This is a genomic window from Streptomyces sp. NPDC020898 (assembly GCF_044333925.1).
Classification (GTDB): Bacteria; Actinomycetota; Actinomycetes; order Streptomycetales; family Streptomycetaceae; genus Streptomyces.
Window position 1 is genome coordinate 538358 of sequence record NZ_JBIRRV010000002.1, and the last position, 15982, is coordinate 554339.

Annotated in this window: 15 protein-coding genes; 10 read left to right on the forward strand and 5 right to left on the reverse strand. The window is 70.5% G+C overall.

Annotation, left to right across the window (positions count from 1 at the left end; translation table 11 throughout):
• Positions 1–58: 58 nt before the first annotated feature.
• The gene (locus ACH4TV_RS10310) at positions 59–979 is read right to left on the reverse strand and encodes a LysR family transcriptional regulator (protein WP_398396237.1); all 921 of its coding nucleotides are present in this window, start codon (positions 977–979) and stop codon (positions 59–61) included.
• Positions 980–1301: 322 nt separating this feature from the next.
• Here ACH4TV_RS10310 and ACH4TV_RS10315 point away from each other — a divergent pair, with 322 nt between their 5' ends.
• The 6 genes from ACH4TV_RS10315 to ACH4TV_RS10340 all read left to right on the forward strand — a co-directional run bounded on the left by ACH4TV_RS10315 (position 1302) and on the right by ACH4TV_RS10340 (position 9076).
• A complete protein-coding gene (locus ACH4TV_RS10315) occupies positions 1302–3767 on the forward strand; it encodes a CaiB/BaiF CoA transferase family protein (protein ID WP_398396239.1) in 2466 nt (821 codons plus the stop codon).
• Positions 3764–4564 carry a crotonase/enoyl-CoA hydratase family protein gene (locus tag ACH4TV_RS10320; RefSeq protein WP_398396241.1) on the forward strand — a complete coding sequence of 267 codons (801 nt, stop codon included), beginning with the start codon at positions 3764–3766 and terminating at the stop codon, positions 4562–4564. The genes ACH4TV_RS10315 and ACH4TV_RS10320 overlap by 4 nt, the downstream gene beginning before the upstream one ends.
• A 199-nt stretch (positions 4565–4763) precedes the next feature.
• Positions 4764–5945 carry a thiolase family protein gene (locus ACH4TV_RS10325; RefSeq protein WP_398396243.1) on the forward strand — a complete coding sequence of 394 codons (1182 nt, stop codon included), beginning with the start codon at positions 4764–4766 and terminating at the stop codon, positions 5943–5945.
• Between the two features lie 12 nt (positions 5946–5957).
• Positions 5958–6374 (forward strand): Zn-ribbon domain-containing OB-fold protein, encoded by a 417-nt coding sequence (locus ACH4TV_RS10330; protein ID WP_398396245.1) that lies wholly within the window; start codon positions 5958–5960, stop codon positions 6372–6374.
• Positions 6375–6429: 55 nt separating this feature from the next.
• The gene (locus ACH4TV_RS10335; RefSeq protein ID WP_398396247.1) at positions 6430–7902 is read left to right on the forward strand and encodes an aldehyde dehydrogenase; all 1473 of its coding nucleotides are present in this window, start codon (positions 6430–6432) and stop codon (positions 7900–7902) included.
• Positions 7903–7987: 85 nt separating this feature from the next.
• A complete protein-coding gene (locus ACH4TV_RS10340) occupies positions 7988–9076 on the forward strand; it encodes an NAD(P)-dependent alcohol dehydrogenase (protein WP_398396249.1) in 1089 nt (362 codons plus the stop codon).
• Positions 9077–9298: 222 nt separating this feature from the next.
• Here ACH4TV_RS10340 and ychF read toward each other — a convergent pair whose 3' ends face one another.
• Positions 9299–10387: a redox-regulated ATPase YchF gene (gene ychF, locus ACH4TV_RS10345; RefSeq protein WP_398396251.1), complete on the reverse strand. Its 1089-nt coding sequence runs from the start codon at positions 10385–10387 to the stop codon at positions 9299–9301.
• Positions 10388–10583: 196 nt separating this feature from the next.
• Here ychF and ACH4TV_RS10350 point away from each other — a divergent pair, with 196 nt between their 5' ends.
• Positions 10584–11123, forward strand: a complete 540-nt coding sequence (locus ACH4TV_RS10350; RefSeq protein ID WP_398396252.1) for a DUF6542 domain-containing protein — start codon at positions 10584–10586, stop codon at positions 11121–11123.
• A 38-nt stretch (positions 11124–11161) separates the two neighbouring features.
• Here the strand turns inward: ACH4TV_RS10350 and ppgK are convergent, their stop codons facing one another.
• Both ppgK and ACH4TV_RS10360 read right to left on the reverse strand, forming a co-directional pair.
• Positions 11162–11917, reverse strand: coding sequence for a polyphosphate--glucose phosphotransferase (gene ppgK / locus ACH4TV_RS10355; protein ID WP_398396254.1), 756 nt, complete (start codon positions 11915–11917; stop codon positions 11162–11164).
• A gap of 29 nt (positions 11918–11946) precedes the next feature.
• Entirely contained in the window at positions 11947–12963 is a 1017-nt protein-coding gene (locus ACH4TV_RS10360) for a 4-hydroxy-3-methylbut-2-enyl diphosphate reductase (protein ID WP_398396256.1), read from the reverse strand.
• A gap of 105 nt (positions 12964–13068) precedes the next feature.
• On the opposite strand from ACH4TV_RS10360, the gene xseA reads away from it, so the two are divergent.
• From xseA to ACH4TV_RS10375, 3 genes are all read left to right on the forward strand, one after another.
• Positions 13069–14277, forward strand: a complete 1209-nt coding sequence (xseA, locus tag ACH4TV_RS10365) for an exodeoxyribonuclease VII large subunit (RefSeq protein WP_398396258.1) — start codon at positions 13069–13071, stop codon at positions 14275–14277.
• A 9-nt stretch (positions 14278–14286) separates the two neighbouring features.
• Positions 14287–14529 carry an exodeoxyribonuclease VII small subunit gene (locus tag ACH4TV_RS10370; RefSeq protein WP_398396260.1) on the forward strand — a complete coding sequence of 81 codons (243 nt, stop codon included), beginning with the start codon at positions 14287–14289 and terminating at the stop codon, positions 14527–14529.
• Positions 14530–14669: 140 nt separating this feature from the next.
• Entirely contained in the window at positions 14670–15260 is a 591-nt protein-coding gene (locus ACH4TV_RS10375; RefSeq protein ID WP_398396262.1) for a malonic semialdehyde reductase, read from the forward strand.
• Positions 15261–15342: 82 nt separating this feature from the next.
• Here the strand turns inward: ACH4TV_RS10375 and ACH4TV_RS10380 are convergent, their stop codons facing one another.
• Entirely contained in the window at positions 15343–15873 is a 531-nt protein-coding gene (locus ACH4TV_RS10380) for a DUF4245 domain-containing protein (RefSeq protein WP_398396264.1), read from the reverse strand.
• Between the last annotated feature and the right edge of the window lie 109 nt (positions 15874–15982).

Here is a 15982-nt window from a genome sequence, read left to right on the forward strand (position 1 = left end):
CAGCACGGGTTCAAACAAGTCGGCATCAGCGGCGTCCAGACAGCCGCACATGCTCCCCTTACAGGGAGATCGGGTTCGCGCCGTACCCGTCGCGCAGGGCGGTGAGCACGTCGTCCAGGCCGGGCACCTGGTTCTCGCTGCCCGGGCGCCAGGCCACCCCGATGGACACAGTGATCCGCGGTGCGCTCAGCGGCACCAGCCGGTAGTCCGGGGAGCGGAACACCCTGGCTGCGGGATGGTTGGGGCCGCCCGGTGTGAGGTTGAGGGCTCCGGTCCGTGACACCTGCGTGGCCACCTGTATGGCATCGGTGTGCGGGAGGTCGATGATCCGGGTGATGCCGGCGGCGAGCATGGCCGCTCGGATTCCACCCATGAAGAAGGGATGCACCTTCGGAGATGCCATCAGGAATTCCCGGTGCCGCAACTCCGAGAGGGCCAGTGAATCGCGCCCGGCGAACTCGTCGTCGGCTCGCATGGCCACCGCGTACGGGCCGCGGCCGACGGTCAGGCTGTTCAGATCCGGTACGCCGATCGGAAGGTGGACGACCGCGAGGTCGAGGCCGTCGCCGGTCAGTTCGGCCAGCAGTTCCGCGGAGGGAGCGGGCGTGAGCGGCAGCTCGACATCCGGTGCCGCCTTCTGGAAGGCGTCCAGGACCGCGTCGACGACCAGCGGAGCCGCCAGCGGCGCCACCCCGAGCCTGCAGCGGCGGCGCCGGTAGGCCTCCGGGTCCTGGGAAAGGTGTTTCAGGGCGTCGAACCGTTCCAGGACCTCGCGGGCCGGTTCAAGGAAGTCGAGGCCGAAAACCGTCAGCCGGACGCGGTGATATTCACGGACGAACAGATCCGATCCGAGCTCGTGTTCCAGTTCCCTGATGCGCCGGCTCAACGGTGACGCGGTGACGTGCAGACGCTCCGCGGCACGTCCGAAGTGCAGCTCGTCGGCGACTGCCACGAAACAGCGCAGCTGCTGGATGTCCACATTGCCCAGTAGATCACCGGGATCCCGCCACGGCTACGGTCGTGCACGGCCGGAGGCACATTGCGGTTACGAGCACGTACACGTGCGGAAATCGGCCATGGGCAGGGGCGCGGTCCGAGTGTCACCATGACGCCGGCGCCGTTAACAGCACGGTAACGCGGGACGACCCGAGCCGCCGGACCGGCGGACGCCCGGGCCCGCGTCCCCGCGCACCTACCGCTCTCCCCCATTCCCTGACGGGTCCCCCCAGGTCATCCGGCATGCCCGGACGCCTCGGCGACCCCGGACGGGTCCGAAGCGCACGGAAGGAACGTGGTGACCGATGGCAGCTCACCGTGACACCGGACCGGGACCTCTGTCCGGGGTGCGAGTGGTCGACATGACCGACAGCCGTGGGGAGACCGCCGGCCGATTCCTCGCGGACCTCGGAGCCGACGTGATCCTGGTCGAGCCGCCCGAGGGCGCCGCCGCCCGGCGCCTGCCCCCGCTGATGGGCGACATCAGCCTGTACTTCGCGACGCACAACGCGAACAAACGCGGCGTCACGCTCGATCCGCGCGTGGACACCGACCGTGCACGGCTGCTGACGCTGCTGGACAGCGCCGACATCTGGATCGAGTCGGGCGCCCCCGGCGCCACGCGCGGACCGGGGCTGGACTTCGCGGCGGTGGCCGCTCGCAACCCCCGGCTGGTGACCGTCTCCATCACCGACTTCGGCCACACCGGCCCGTATCGCGACTACTCCGCGACCGAGCGCGTCCACTGGGCGCTCGGCGGCGTCCTGTCGCGCTCCGGCCTCCCCGGACAGCCCCCGCTGTTGCCCCCCGGCTCCCTGGCCACGGAGTCCGCGGCCCTCCAGGCGGCCTGGTACGCCGTACTCGCGTACCTCAACCGGCTGGACACCGGGCTCGGCGACCATATCGACTTCTCGCTCCACGAGGCCGTGGTCCAGGTCCTCGACCCCGGCTTCGGCATCGGCGGCTCGGCCACCGGCGGCCGCCGGGCCAGCGAACTCCCCAGGGGCCGCCCCGACGCGCGGCACATGTATCCGATCTTCCCGTGCGCCGACGGCCATGTCCGGATCTGCGTCCTCAGCCCCCGGCAGTGGCGCGGCATGCGGGCCTGGCTCGGCGAGCCGGAGGAGTTCGCGGATCCGAGGTACGAGTCGCTGGGTACCCGGTTCCAGGCCGCCGGCCGGATCCACCAGCTCATCGGGGAGCTGTTCCGGGACAGACCACGGGATGAGCTCGTACGGGAGGGTCAGCGGCTGGGCGTACCGATCGCCTCCGTCCTCACTCCCGGCGAGGCGCTGGAGGCAGGGCACTACCTGGAGCGGGGTGCGCTGACCGACATCGAGGTGGCGCCCGGCCTCGATGCCCGCGTACCGACCGGCTTCCTCGAACTCGACGGCACCCGGGCGGGTTTCCGGCACCGGGCCCCGCTGCTCGGCGAGCACAACGCGGAGGTCTTCGCGGAGCCGGCCCGTACGGCGTACGCCACCACGCCGCCTGCCACCGAGCAGGAGGCCACCCCCCGGCAGGAGCCCGCCACCGAGCAGGAGGCCGCCGCCCGACGGCACCCGCTCAACGGGCTGCGGGTCCTCGACCTGGGCGTCATCGTGGCCGGGGCCGAGCTGGGACGGCTCCTCGCCGACTACGGCGCCGACGTCGTCAAGGTGGAGAACCGGGCGTTCCCCGACGGCGGCCGCCAGTCGATCACCGGGGAGGCCATCACCGCCTCCTTCGCCTGGGGCCACCGCAACAAGCGCGGCCTCGGCATCAACCTGCGCTCACCGGAAGGCGTCGAGCTGTTCAAGCGGCTCGCCACCGGAGCCGACATCGTCCTGTCCAACTTCAAGCCCGGCACGATGGACTCCCTCGGCCTCGGCCACCAGGAGCTGTCGAAGCTCAACCCGCGGATCGTCATGGCCGACACCAGCGCCTTCGGCTCCTGGGGACCGTGGAGCGACCGCATGGGATACGGACCGCTGGTACGGGCTTCCACCGGACTCACCGAGCTATGGCGCTACCCCGGCGTGGAGGACGGCTTCAGCGACGCCATCACCATCTACCCCGACCACCTCGTCGGCCGGGTCGGCGCCGCCGCCGTCCTGGCCCAGCTCGTCGCCGTGCGCCGCACCGGGCGCGGCGGCACCGTCAGCATCTCGCAGGCGGAGGTCATCCTCACCGCCATGTCGGACCTCCTGCTCGGCGAAGGGCTGAATCCCGGATCTCTCACCGCCCGGGGCAACCTGGGTGTCTCGGACGCCCCTCAGGGCCTCTACGCCTGCGCGGGCGACGACGAATGGTGCGCCGTCGAGGTCAGGGACGACGACGACTGGCAGAGCCTCACCGCCGTGATCGGCCGGGCCGACCTTTCCGGGGACCCCCGGCTGAGCACCGCCGAGGGCCGCCTCGCACACCGCCAGGAGATCGACGAGGCGCTGTCACGGTGGACCGCCGGGCACGAGCCGCGCAAGGTCATGGAACTGCTCCAGCAGGCCGGCGTTCCGGCCGGCGCGATGCGACGGGTGCCCGAGCTGACGAGCGACCCGCAGCTGACGGCCCGCGGCTTCTTCGGCGTACTGCGACAGCCGGGCATCGACGAGGACCTGCCCACCGAGGCGCGGCCCGCGCTGTCCCGGCGGATCGCCGACCCGCCGCTGCGCCCCGCTCCCCACCAGGGCGAACACACCAGGGAGCTGTGCCGGGAGTGGCTGGGCCTCGCCGAACACGAAATCGACACACTGGCAGCCGCCGGTGTGCTGGAAGAGGGAGAGTCCGCGTGAGCAACGACACCGTCGCACCCCCCGTACTGGTCGAGCGCCAGGACCACATCATGATCGTGACGCTCAACCGCCCCGAGGCCCGCAACTCGGTGAACCTGGAGGTCACCCTCCGGGTCGGCGAAGCGCTGGAGGAGGCCGAGCAGGACCCGGACGTGTGGGTCGTGGTGGTGACCGGCGCCGGGGACAAGGCGTTCTGCGCCGGAGCCGACCTCAAGGCGGTGGCGCGCGGCGAGGCGTTCTTCCCGGAGGGCAAGGAGCACTGGGGCTTCGCGGGTTACGTCTCCCACCACATCAGCAAGCCCACCATCGCCGCCGTGAACGGCTTCGCGCTCGGCGGTGGCACCGAGATCGCGCTCTCCAGCGATCTGGTGGTGGCCGCCGACACCGCGCACTTCGGCCTCCCCGAGGTCAAGCGCGGCATCATCGCCGGCGCCGGCGGTGCCTTCCGGCTCGCCGCGCAGCTCCCCACGAAGATCGCCATGGAGCTGCTGCTCACCGGCGACGCCGTGGACGCCGCCACCGCGCAGGGGCTCGGGCTGGTCAACCGTGTCGTCCCGCAGGACAAGGTGCTCGACGAGGCGCTGGTCCTCGCTGAGCGCATCACCGTCAACGCGCCGCTGTCGGTACAGGCCAGCAAGCGCATCGCGCTCGGGATCGTCGACGGAAGGGTCGCCTCCGAGGAGGCCGCGTGGCGGCTCAACGAAGCCGAGATCAAGGTGCTGATGGCGTCGGAGGACGCCAAAGAGGGCCCGCGCGCCTTCGCCGAGAAGCGCGCCCCGGTCTGGCGGGCCCGCTGATGTGCGGCGCCGGGCACAGCGTGCCCACGGCGGGTACACAGCGGCGCACCGAGACGACCGCGACCGGAACGCCGCCCCGGACCCCGGCCGCGCCCCGGACCACGACCCCGACGCGGACCCGTACCCCGGCCATGACCCGGACTCGGACCACGATCCCGACGCGGACCCAGACCCCGACCACCAGTGAAGGAGACCCCGCGTGAACAGCACGTCAGGAGTCGGAGCGCGCCGACCGGTGATCGCCGGACTCGGTCTCACCGAGATGGGCAAGGTGTACGGCCGCTCCCCCGCGGAGTTCGCCGCCCAGGCCGTACGGCTCGCGGCCGAGGACGCCGGGCTGCGGCTGTCCGACATCGACGGCCTGCTGTTCAGCAACGGCGTCGGCGGGGGCGTCGGGCTGACGCTCCAGCGGGAGCTGGGGCTGCGGGACCTGCGCATGCTGTCGGAGGTCCAGGCGTACGGGTCGACCGCCGGCGCGATGGTGCAGTACGCGTCCATGGCCGTCCAGTCCGGCATGGTCGACACCGTGGCCTGCGTTTTCGCGGACGCGCCACTGCGGGAGAAGGGTTCGGCCGGCGCCGCGTACAGCTCCGGCCTGAAGTTCACCGGCTGGCAGCAGCTGGACTTCGCGAGCGGCCTGGCCGGCGCCAACCCGATGTACGCGCTCGCCGCCCGGCGTCACATGGACACGTACGGCACGACCAGCGAGCAACTCGCCCACATCGCGGTTTCCCAGCGCGCCTGGGCCGCGAAGAACCCGCTGGCCCAGATGCGGGACCCGATCACGATCGAGGACCACCAGAACTCCCGGATGATCTCCGATCCGTTCCGCCTCCTCGACTGCTGCCTGGTGAGCAACGGGGGCGTCGCCGTCATCGTCACCTCCGCCGACCGGGCCGCCGAACTGCGGCAGCCGCCGGTGCACGTACTGGGCTGGGGCCAGGCGCACCCGGGCTACGAGATGGGCCGGGACAGCGAGTTCGGGCTGGTCAGCGGGGCGGCCGTGGCCGGGCCCGCGGCGATGAAGATGGCCGGGGTCGGCCCGTCCGACATCGACATCGCGGAGATCTACGACTGCTACACCTACACCGCGCTGATCACCCTGGAGGACTACGGCTTCTGCGCCAAGGGCGAGGGCGGCGCCTTCGTCTCCAGCGGGGTGCTGGGCCCCGAGGGCTCGTTCCCGCTCAACACCGGGGGCGGCGAGCTGTCCTCGTACTACATGTGGGGCATGACCCCGCTCTCCGAGGCCGTCATCCAGGCCCGCGGACAGGGCGGCGAGCGCCAGGTGGCCAGACACGACCTCGTCCTTGTCAGCGGCAACGGCGGCGTCCTCGACCACCACTCGACGCTCGTCCTCAGCCCTCACCCGCACAGCTGAAGGGAGACCGCGATGACGGTCGGCATCATGCAACGGGACCCCGCCACGGCGGAGTTCTTCGACGGTACGGCCAGGGGCGAGCTGCTGATCCGCCGCTGCGCCGACTGCAACCACCACAGCGCGCCGCGCTGCGAAACCTGTCCGGCCTGCGGCTCGGCGGCACTCGACCGGGTCCCGGCCAAGGGTACGGGGACGATCGCCTCCTGGACGCTGGTCCACGGTCGCCCGCCGCGCGACGGCGGGCCCGCTCCGGTCACCGCCGTGGTCGTCGTCGAACTCGACGAAGGCCCCTGGCTGCACTCGCAGGTCATCACCACCGCCCCGCAGAAGGTATGCACCGGCCTGCGGGTGACCGTGGACTTCGAACGCCCCGAAGGCGGGGAAGCGATACCTGTCTTCCGACTGGCACCGGACACCGTGCCCGAGTAGGCCCTCCCCTCCCCCGCCCCTCCTCCACCCCCTCCCGCCCACGCCAGGAGCGCGCATGTCCGACAACGAAGTCATCACTGCAGGCGGAAGCTCCGACTTTCTCCTCTACATCGACGGCGAGTTCACGTACCCGCTGTCGTCCGCCACCATCCCCGTCGTCGAAGCCGCCACCGAGAAGCCGCTGGGGCACATCCCCGATTCCTCCGCCAAGGACGTCGAGCGCGCCGTCGACGCGGCGCGGCGGGCCCGGTCCGGCTGGGCGGCCACCGACCCGACCGAGCGCGCCGCGCTGATGGAGCGGCTGGCCGAGGAGGTGGAGCGGCGGGGCAAGGAGATCAGCGAGACGGTCTCCCGGCAGAACGGCATGCCTCTGATGCTGTCCCGGATGTCCGAGGTCGATTCGGTGGCGGGCACGCTGCGCTACTACGCGTCCCTGGCCCGTGCCGGCTTCGACGACGAGAAGCGCCCGGCGCTGGCGTTCCCGGGCGAAGTGCGCATCCAGCGGGAACCGGTGGGTGTGGTGGCGCTCATCGTGCCGTGGAACTACCCGCTGGGCCTCACCGCCATGAAGCTGGCCCCGGCGCTGGCGGCCGGCTGCACCGTGGTGCTCAAGCCGGCGCCGGAGACCTCGCTGGACACCAGGTATCTGATGGAGGCGGTGCACGCGGCCGGCCTGCCCGCCGGTGTCGTCAACCTGGTGACCGGCGGACGGGACACCGGAGAGGCCCTGGTCCGCCACCCGGGGGTCGACAAGGTCGCCTTCACCGGCTCGACGGCGGCGGGGCGTGCCATCGGCGCCCTCTGCGGCGAGGCCCTCAAGCCCGTCACTCTGGAACTCGGCGGGAAGTCGGCCGCCCTGGTGCTGCCGGACGCGGACCTCTCCCAGGTGCTGCCAGGTCTCGCCTTCCTGTCCTTCGCCAACAACGGCCAGTCATGCTTCCTCAACTCCCGGGTGCTGGCGCCTCGGGAGCGCTACGACGAGGTCGTCGACGGCCTCGCCCAGCTCGCGCAGTCCTTCAAGCTCGGCAATCCCCTGGATGCGGACACCACGATGGGCCCGCTCGTCAGCGACCGGCAGCGGCAGCGCGTGGAGTCGTACATCAGCGCCGGCCGGAGCGAGGGGGCGCGGGTGGTGGCCGGCGGCGGCCGCCCGCGCGGCCTGGACCGGGGCTGGTTCGTCGAGCCCACCGTCTTCGCCGATGTCGCCAACACCATGACCGTGGCCCGGGAGGAGATCTTCGGACCCGTGATCTGCGTGATCCCGTACGACACCGAGGACGAGGCCGTCGCCATCGCCAACGACTCTGACTACGGGCTCGCCGGCAGCGTGTGGAGTACGGACTCCGCACACGCGCTCTCCGTGGCGAGCCGTATCGAGACCGGCAGCATCGGCGTCAACATGTGGACGCTCGACCCCGGTTCGCCGTTCGGCGGCTGGAAGGCCAGCGGCATCGGCAAGGAGTTCGGCCCCGAGGGCCTTGCCGCGTATCTGAAGACGCGGTCGGTCTTCGTCCCCTCCGTCGCCTAGCCATCTCCTTCCCTTGGCCGCCCTGGCCACCTCTTTCCCGTGGGCGTCCGCGGGCGACCCCACCTTCCGTACAGCAGGAGCACCCATGAAGATCACAGCCGCGGTGTCGCACGGACCGCAGGAGCCTTTCGCGATCGAAGAGCTGAACCTCGACGGACCCCGGGGCGGAGAGGTCCTGGTCCGCCTGGTGGCGACCGGCGTGTGCCACACCGACCTCACCATCAAAGGGATGCTGCCGGACGGTCTGGCGTACGTCCTCGGACACGAGGGCGCCGGCGTGGTGGAGGAGGTCGGCCGGGACGTCACCGGTGTGCGGCCCGGCGACCAGGTACTGCTCAGCTTCAACTCCTGCGGCACCTGCCTGCCGTGCGCCGCAGGGCGGCCCGGCTACTGCGACAGCTTCCGGGTGCTCAACACCGGCGGCACCCGGCCCGATGGATCGACCGTGCTGACGAAGGACGGTACGCCGGTCCTCGGCTCCTTCTTCGGCCAGTCCAGCTTCGCCAGCCATGTGATCACCACACCGCAGAACACCGTCGTCGTGCCGGACGACGTCGACCTGCGTATCGCGGCCCCGCTGGGCTGCGGCATCCAGACCGGCGCCGGAGCCGTGCTCAACGTACTGCGACCGGGCGAAGGCAGCCGGTTCGTGGTCTACGGGGCCGGCGGTGTCGGACTGGCAGCGCTGATGGCCGCCGTGACCACCGGAGCCACTGCCGTCGTCGCCGTCGACCCGGTGCCCGCCCGGCGGGAGCTCGCGCTGAAGCTGGGCGCCACCGCCGTGATCGACCCCGCGGACGGCGACCCCGTGGAAGCGGTGCGGGAGCTCACCCAGGGCGGCGCGACCCACGCCCTCGACACGACGGCGAAATCCGCGGTCATCTCGGGCGGCGTCAAGGCGCTCGGCGGCGGGGGAACACTGGTGGCGGTCGGCATCGGAGCCCCGGACCTGACCGTCGACGTGCAGGACATGATCTCGGGCGGCAAGTCGCTGCGCGGCAGCATCGAGGGAGACGCCGTGCCCCACGACTTCCTGCCGAGGCTGCTGGAGATGCGTGCCGCCGGGCAGCTCCCCGTGGAGGAACTCATCAGCTTCTACCCCTTCGCGGAGATCAACCGTGCGGTCGACGACACCCGGTCGGGGGCAGCCGTCAAGCCAGTGCTCGTCTTCTGACACCGTTCCCGTTAGGGAATCCGCAGGCAGGGCCCACCACTTGCAGCCCGTATCGACGCCTGCCTGCTGGCGGGTCGGCTTCGACGCGGGCACCTGCCGCGAGGCGCCCCACAGGTCAGCACCCAGCCAGCACGCGAATGCAGAAGGGGTCGGACTCGCCAGAGCCCGACCCCTTCTGATCTGCACGCTTGACGGATTACCTAGCATGCAGTAGCTGGACGATTACACGTTGAAGCGGAACTCCACGACATCCCCGTCCTGCATCACATACTCCTTGCCCTCCATACGCGCCTTGCCCTTGGCGCGGGCCTCGGCGACCGAGCCCATCGCGACCAGGTCCTCGAAGGAGATGACCTCCGCCTTGATGAAGCCCTTCTGGAAGTCGGTGTGGATGACTCCGGCGGCCTCGGGGGCGGTGGCGCCCTTCTTGATGGTCCAGGCGCGGGATTCCTTCGGGCCGGCCGTCAGGTAGGTCTGGAGGCCCAGGGTGTCGAAGCCGACGCGGGCCAGGGTGGCCATGCCGGGCTCCTCGACGCCGACCGACTCCAGGAGCTCCATGGCCTCCGCCTCGTCGAGCTCGGCGAGGTCCGCCTCCAGCTTCGCGTTGAGGAAGATCGCCTCGGCGGGGGCGACCAGGGCGCGCTGCTCGTCCTTGAACGTGTCGTCGACCAGTTCGTCCTCGTCGACGTTGAAGACGTAGAGGAACGGCTTCGTGGTGAGCAGGTGCAGGTCGTGGAGGAGTTCCTCGTTGCCGGAGCCCTGGACGATGCCCGCGGAGAACAGGGTGTCGCCCCTCTCCAGGATCTCCTTCGCCGCCTCGACCGCCGCAACCTTCGGACCGATGCCCTTCTTGATGCGCGACTCCCGCTGGAGGCGCGGCAGGACCTTCTCGATCGTCTGGAGGTCCGCGAGGATCAGCTCGGTGTTGATCGTCTCGATGTCGTCCTTCGGCGAGACCTTGCCGTCGACGTGCACGACGTTCTCGTCCTGGAAGGCGCGGATGACCTGGCAGATCGCGTCGGACTCGCGGATGTTCGCGAGGAACTTGTTGCCCAGGCCCTCGCCCTCCGAGGCGCCCTTCACGATGCCCGCGATGTCGACGAAGTCGACCGTGGCCGGGAGGATCTTCTGCGAGCCGAAGATCTCGGCCAGCTTCGCGAGGCGCGCGTCCGGGACGCCGACCACGCCGACGTTCGGCTCGATCGTGGCGAACGGGTAGTTGGCCGCCAGCACGTCGTTCTTGGTCAGGGCGTTGAACATGGTCGACTTGCCGACATTCGGCAGACCGACGATTCCGATCGTGAGCGACACGTTGCGACTTCCCGTACGAGAGGAGGGTGCGGAGGGGTGGAAGGGTGGAGACGATCCCCCAGTCTACGGGCTGCCGTGACCCCTGCCCGGCTGTGTATCGAACGCTTGGCCAAGGCCAGTTTGTCGGCGTGTCTTCGGCGCGGCTTCGGCGTGTCTGAGGGGCCGTTCCGCGCACAGGCCGACCTAGGTTGGTCCAGTGGAGCAACACAGGATCCGACACCGCCCCCCGCACTCCGGCGCCGCCCGGCCAGGACGCGGCGCCCCGCTGCCACCTCAGGCCGGGCGGGCGGCGGGCGGATCCCGGCGGCCCGCTCCGCCGGTCGTGCAGGCCCTGCGCCGGATGCCGAACCCCCGGCTCACCGGGCTCGGCGGCGGGCTGTTCTGCGCGGCGGTGATGTTCGCGCTCGGGTGTCTCGACCAGCTGCTGTTCGGGGCGTCCCTGACGGTGTACGGCGTGCTGTTCCTGCCGGTGTGCGTGCTGACCGCCGCCTGGGTGCGGGGCGCGGACCTGGTGACCGCGCCCGTCGTCGTACCGATCGCCTTCACCGTGGGCCTCCTGCCCGTGGCCGACGGCGACGGCGGGGTCTTCGCCCGCCTGATGGGCCTCGTCACCGCACTCGCCACCCAGGCCGGGTGGCTGTACGGCGGGACGCTCGTCGCGGGCGTCATCGTGACCGTCCGGAAGGTCCGCCTGATGAACCGGCGACCGGGGCGGGGCGGGGGCGGAACGGTATGACCGTGTGACCCCGTCGGCCGACCCGGCCGCCCGTCCACCTACACCCCTTGCGCCTCCTTGGCCGCCCGCATGGCCGCGCCCACGATGCCCGCGTTGTTCTGCAGCTGCGCCGGGACGATCTCCGCCTTGATGCCCTCGATCAGCGGCAGGAACTTGTGGGACTTACGGCTGACTCCGCCGCCGATGATGAACAGCTCCGGGGAGAACAGCATCTCCACATGGGCCAGGTACTTCTGGACGCGCTGGGCCCAGTGCTCCCACGTCAGCTCGTTGTCGTCCTTGGCCTTGGTGGACGCGCGGGTCTCCGCGTCGTGGCCGTGCAGCTCCAGGTGGCCCAGTTCCGTGTTCGGGACCAGGACGCCCTCGACGAAGAGGGCGCTGCCGATGCCCGTACCGAAGGTGAGGAGGGCGACCGTGCCTCTGCGGTCACGGCCGGCGCCGAACTGCATCTCGGCCACGCCCGCCGCGTCCGCGTCGTTCAGCACCGTCACCGGGAGGCCGCCCAGCCGGTCGCTCAGCAACGCGCGCGCGTCCGTGTCGATCCAGTCCTTGTCGACGTTCGCCGCCGTGCGGATCGTCGCCCCGCCCGTGACGACGCCCGGGAACGTGATGCCGACCGGGCCCGTCCAGCCGAAGTGGCCGACGACCTCCTTCACGCCGTCCGCCACCGCGTCGGGCGTGGCCGGGTGCGGAGTCAGCACCTTGAAACGCTCCTCCGCGAGGTCACCCCTGTCCAGATCCACAGGGGCACCCTTGATCCCTGACCCGCCGATGTCCACGCCGAAGATGTGCATGGCTCTACGTTACGGCGTACGACTGACAGTCACTCACCCGAGGGGGTGGTAGCGGTGCGCCCGGCCATCAGTGCCGCCGCCTCCGCACGCAGGTCGCGGCGCAGTTCCTTGGGCAGCGAGAACGTGATGGACTCCTCGGCCGCCTTGACGATCTCCACGTCCTCGAAGCCGCGCTGCGAGAGCCACTCCAGGACCTGCTCGACCAGGATCTCGGGGACCGACGCGCCCGAGGTGACGCCGACCGTCGACACGCCCTCCAGCCACGCCTCGTCGATCTCGTCGGCGAAGTCCACGAGGTATGCGGCGCGGGAGCCGGCGAGCTTCGCGACCTCGACCAGCCGGATGGAGTTCGAGGAGTTCCTGGACCCGACCACGATCACCAGCTCCGCCTCCTCGCCCATCTGCTTCACCGCGAGCTGACGGTTCTGCGTGGCGTAGCAGATGTCGTCGCTGGGCGGGGAGATCAGCTGCGGGAACCTGCTCTTGAGGGCGTCGACCGTCTCCATCGTCTCGTCCACGGAGAGCGTGGTCTGGGACAGCCAGACGACCCTCGACGGGTCGCGGACCTCGACCTTGTCGACGTCCTTGGGGCCGTCGACCAGCGTGATGTGGTCGGGGGCCTCGCCGGAGGTGCCGATGACCTCCTCGTGGCCCTCGTGACCGATCAGGAGGATGTCGTAGTCCTCGTTGGCGAAGCGGACGGCTTCCTTGTGGACCTTGGTGACGAGGGGGCAGGTCGCGTCGATGGTCGCGAGCTTGCCCGCGGCGGCCTCGTCGTGCACGACCGGGGAGACGCCGTGCGCCGAGAACATGACGATCGCCCCCTCGGGGACCTCCGCCGTCCGCTCGACGAAGATCGCGCCCTTCCTCTCCAGGGTCTGTACGACGTACTTGTTGTGCACGATCTCGTGCCGGACGTAGATGGGGGCCCCGTACTGTTCCAGGGCCTTCTCGACGGCGATCACGGCGCGGTCCACACCCGCGCAGTAGCCCCGGGGGGCGGCGAGCAGGACACGGCGGCCAGGCGAAGCAGTCATGGGAACCATCGTAAGGCCGCGCCCGGCGGGGGCGGTGATCGTGCCCCGGCGGGACCCCCCAAGGGGCTGGAATCGTTGCCCGGTGTTGTCAGTGGCGGCCGATAGTCTCGCGGTATGGGTCTCAATACGTCCGCTGATGCTCCGCTGCCCGTCGGTGAGGTGTCGCGGCTCATCGGGGGGTGGATCGACCGGCTCGGGGCCGTGTGGGTCGAGGGGCAGATCACCCAGCTGTCGCGGCGGCCCGGCGCCGGTGTGGTGTTTCTGACGTTGCGTGATCCCTCGTACGACATCTCCGTCGGCGTCACCTGCTATCGGCAGGTGTTCGACTCGGTCGCCGATGTGGTCAGCGAGGGGGCCCGCGTCGTCGTGCTCGCCAAGCCCGAGTGGTACGCACCTCGGGGGCAGTTGTCGCTGCGGGCCACCGAGATACGGCCCGTGGGGGTCGGGGAACTGCTCGTGCGGCTGGAGCAGTTGAAGAAGGCCCTGGGCAACGAGGGGCTGTTCGCGGCCGAGCGGAAGAAGGCACTGCCTTTTCTGCCCCACCTCATCGGGCTCGTGTGCGGTCGGGCCTCCGCCGCCGAGCGGGACGTGCTGGAGAACGCCCGGCGCCGCTGGCCGGCCGTCCGCTTCGAGGTGCGCAACGTCGCCGTGCAGGGCGTGCACGCCGTGCCGCAGGTCGTCCAGGCCGTGAAGGAGCTGGACGACCTCGACGAGGTGGATGTGATCGTCGTGGCGCGGGGCGGCGGGAGCGTGGAGGATCTGCTGCCCTTCTCCGACGAGCAGCTCGTGCGGGCGGTCGCCGCCTGTCGTACGCCCGTCGTCTCCGCCATCGGGCACGAGCCCGACCAGCCGCTTCTCGACTACGTGGCGGACGTACGGGCCTCCACGCCCACCGACGCCGCCAAGAAGGTCGTACCGGACGTGGGTGAGGAGTACGAGCGGGTGCGGCTGCTGCTCGACCGGGCCCGGCGGTCCGTCCACGGCTTCGTCGAGCGGGAGGAGCGGGGCCTCGCGCACGCCCTCGGCCGGCCTGTCATGGAGGATCCGCACCGGATGATCGACGAGCGGGCCGATCAGGTCGCCGCCCTCGTCGAGCGGTCGCGGCGCACCCTCGGCCATCTCCTCGACCGCGCCGATTCCGAGCTGTCCCACACCCACGCGCGCGTGGTGGGCCTCTCCCCCGCCGCGACCCTGCGGCGCGGGTACGCGGTGCTGCAACAGGCCGACGGTCACGTGGTCCGGGATCCCGGCGAGGTGGCGTCCGGTGAGGCGCTGCGGGCGCGGGTCGCCGAGGGTGAGTTCACTGTCCGAGTCGATGTCTAGGGTGGGCGCATGACCAGCAACGTGAGTGAGGCGCTCGGCTATGAGCAGGCGCGGGACGAGCTGATCGAGGTCGTACGACGGCTGGAGGCGGGCGGTACGACGCTGGAGGAGTCCCTCGCCCTCTGGGAGCGCGGCGAGGAGCTGGCCAAGGTGTGCCGGCAGTGGCTGGAGGGTGCGCGCAAGCGGCTCGACGCGGCCCTGGCCGGGGAGGCGGAGGGCGAAGAGGGAGGCACCGGCGCCAGCTCCGAGTGACCCTACGGTGAGGTCGTATCCCGCTTCCTGTGAAGCGGATCACCATCGCCCGATTTTGGTTGAACTTTGAATTTGTTTTTCGTACCGTCGATGTCGTCAGCCGATCCCCACGGATGACGTACGTCTACAGAAAGTTCACCATGTCCCTCGTTCTTGACCCCGCCGCCCAGGACCTGCTCTTCCGCGAGGCCCGCACCTCGAACACCTTCACCGACGAGCCGGTGTCGGACGAGCAGGTGCAGGCGATCTACGACCTGGTCAAGTACGGCCCCACCGCCTTCAACCAGACCCCGCTGCGTATCACCCTGGTCCGCTCCGCCGAGGCCCGTGAGCGCCTCGTGAAGCACATGGCCGAGGGCAACCAGCCCAAGACCTCCACCGCGCCGCTGGTCGCGATCCTCTCCGCAGACAACGAGTTCCACGAGGAGCTGCCGGCCCTGCTCCCGTCGTTCCCCCAGGCCAAGGACCTCTTCTTCAGCGAGCGTTCCGCCCGTGAGGGTGCCGCCGGGCTGAACGCCGCCCTTCAGGCCGCGTACTTCATCATCGGTGTGCGCGCCGCCGGCCTCGCCGCCGGTCCGATGACCGGTCTCGACTTCGCCGGTGTCCAGAAGGAGTTCCTGGACGGCGACCACACCCCGCTGATGGTCGTCAACATCGGCAAGCCGGGCGCCGACGCCTGGTACCCGCGTTCGCCGCGTCTGGCGTACGACGACGTCGTCACCACTGTCTGACGTACCCCTGAGGCAGACCCGACATGACAGAGGCCCCCGGCTCGCGCCGGGGGCCTCTGTCATGTCGTGTGTCCCACGTGTCCTACGTCGTCTTCAGGGCCTGGGCCATCTTCGTGAGGTGGTCGAAGGACGCCGTGCCCGTCACCACCGTCGTGGAGCCCTTCTCGCGCAGCACCAGCGCGTCGTACCGCTCACCCTCGTACCGCGTCCAGGTCGCGTTCCCGATGCGCTGGGTGGCCTTCGTCTCCTGGGCGCGCTGGGTGGCCTCGCTGATGAAGGCGGACGGCTTCTGAGCGGACTGCTCGACCGCCACGTACTGACCTTCGGGGTCATGGAAGCCGAGGTGCCACGCGTCGAAGTCCGCGCCCGAGAAGCGCACCGAGGTCGCCTTCCAGTCGGCCGACAGGCCCTGGGGCGCGGCCACCGGGTAGCTCGCGGCGCGGCGAGCGGTCAGCAACTCGACGCGGTAGTCGACCCGTTTGAGGTCGGGAGCGGAGTCGTCGTGCGGGATGAAGAGGTAGATGAATCCCGCCGCGAGACTGATGAGACCCAGGGAGAGAATCATGTCCCGAGCCGTCTTCTGCTTGCCGGTCTTTCCGGTCGAACCTGCCACGCCCCCTATCGTCGCAGGTGCACCAGCCCGCTCATCCGTGGGGCCCCCTGCTCATTTTGTCTACCTGGCGATAGAGTCGGGCCAATACCCTCATCCGGCCGTCGCCGTA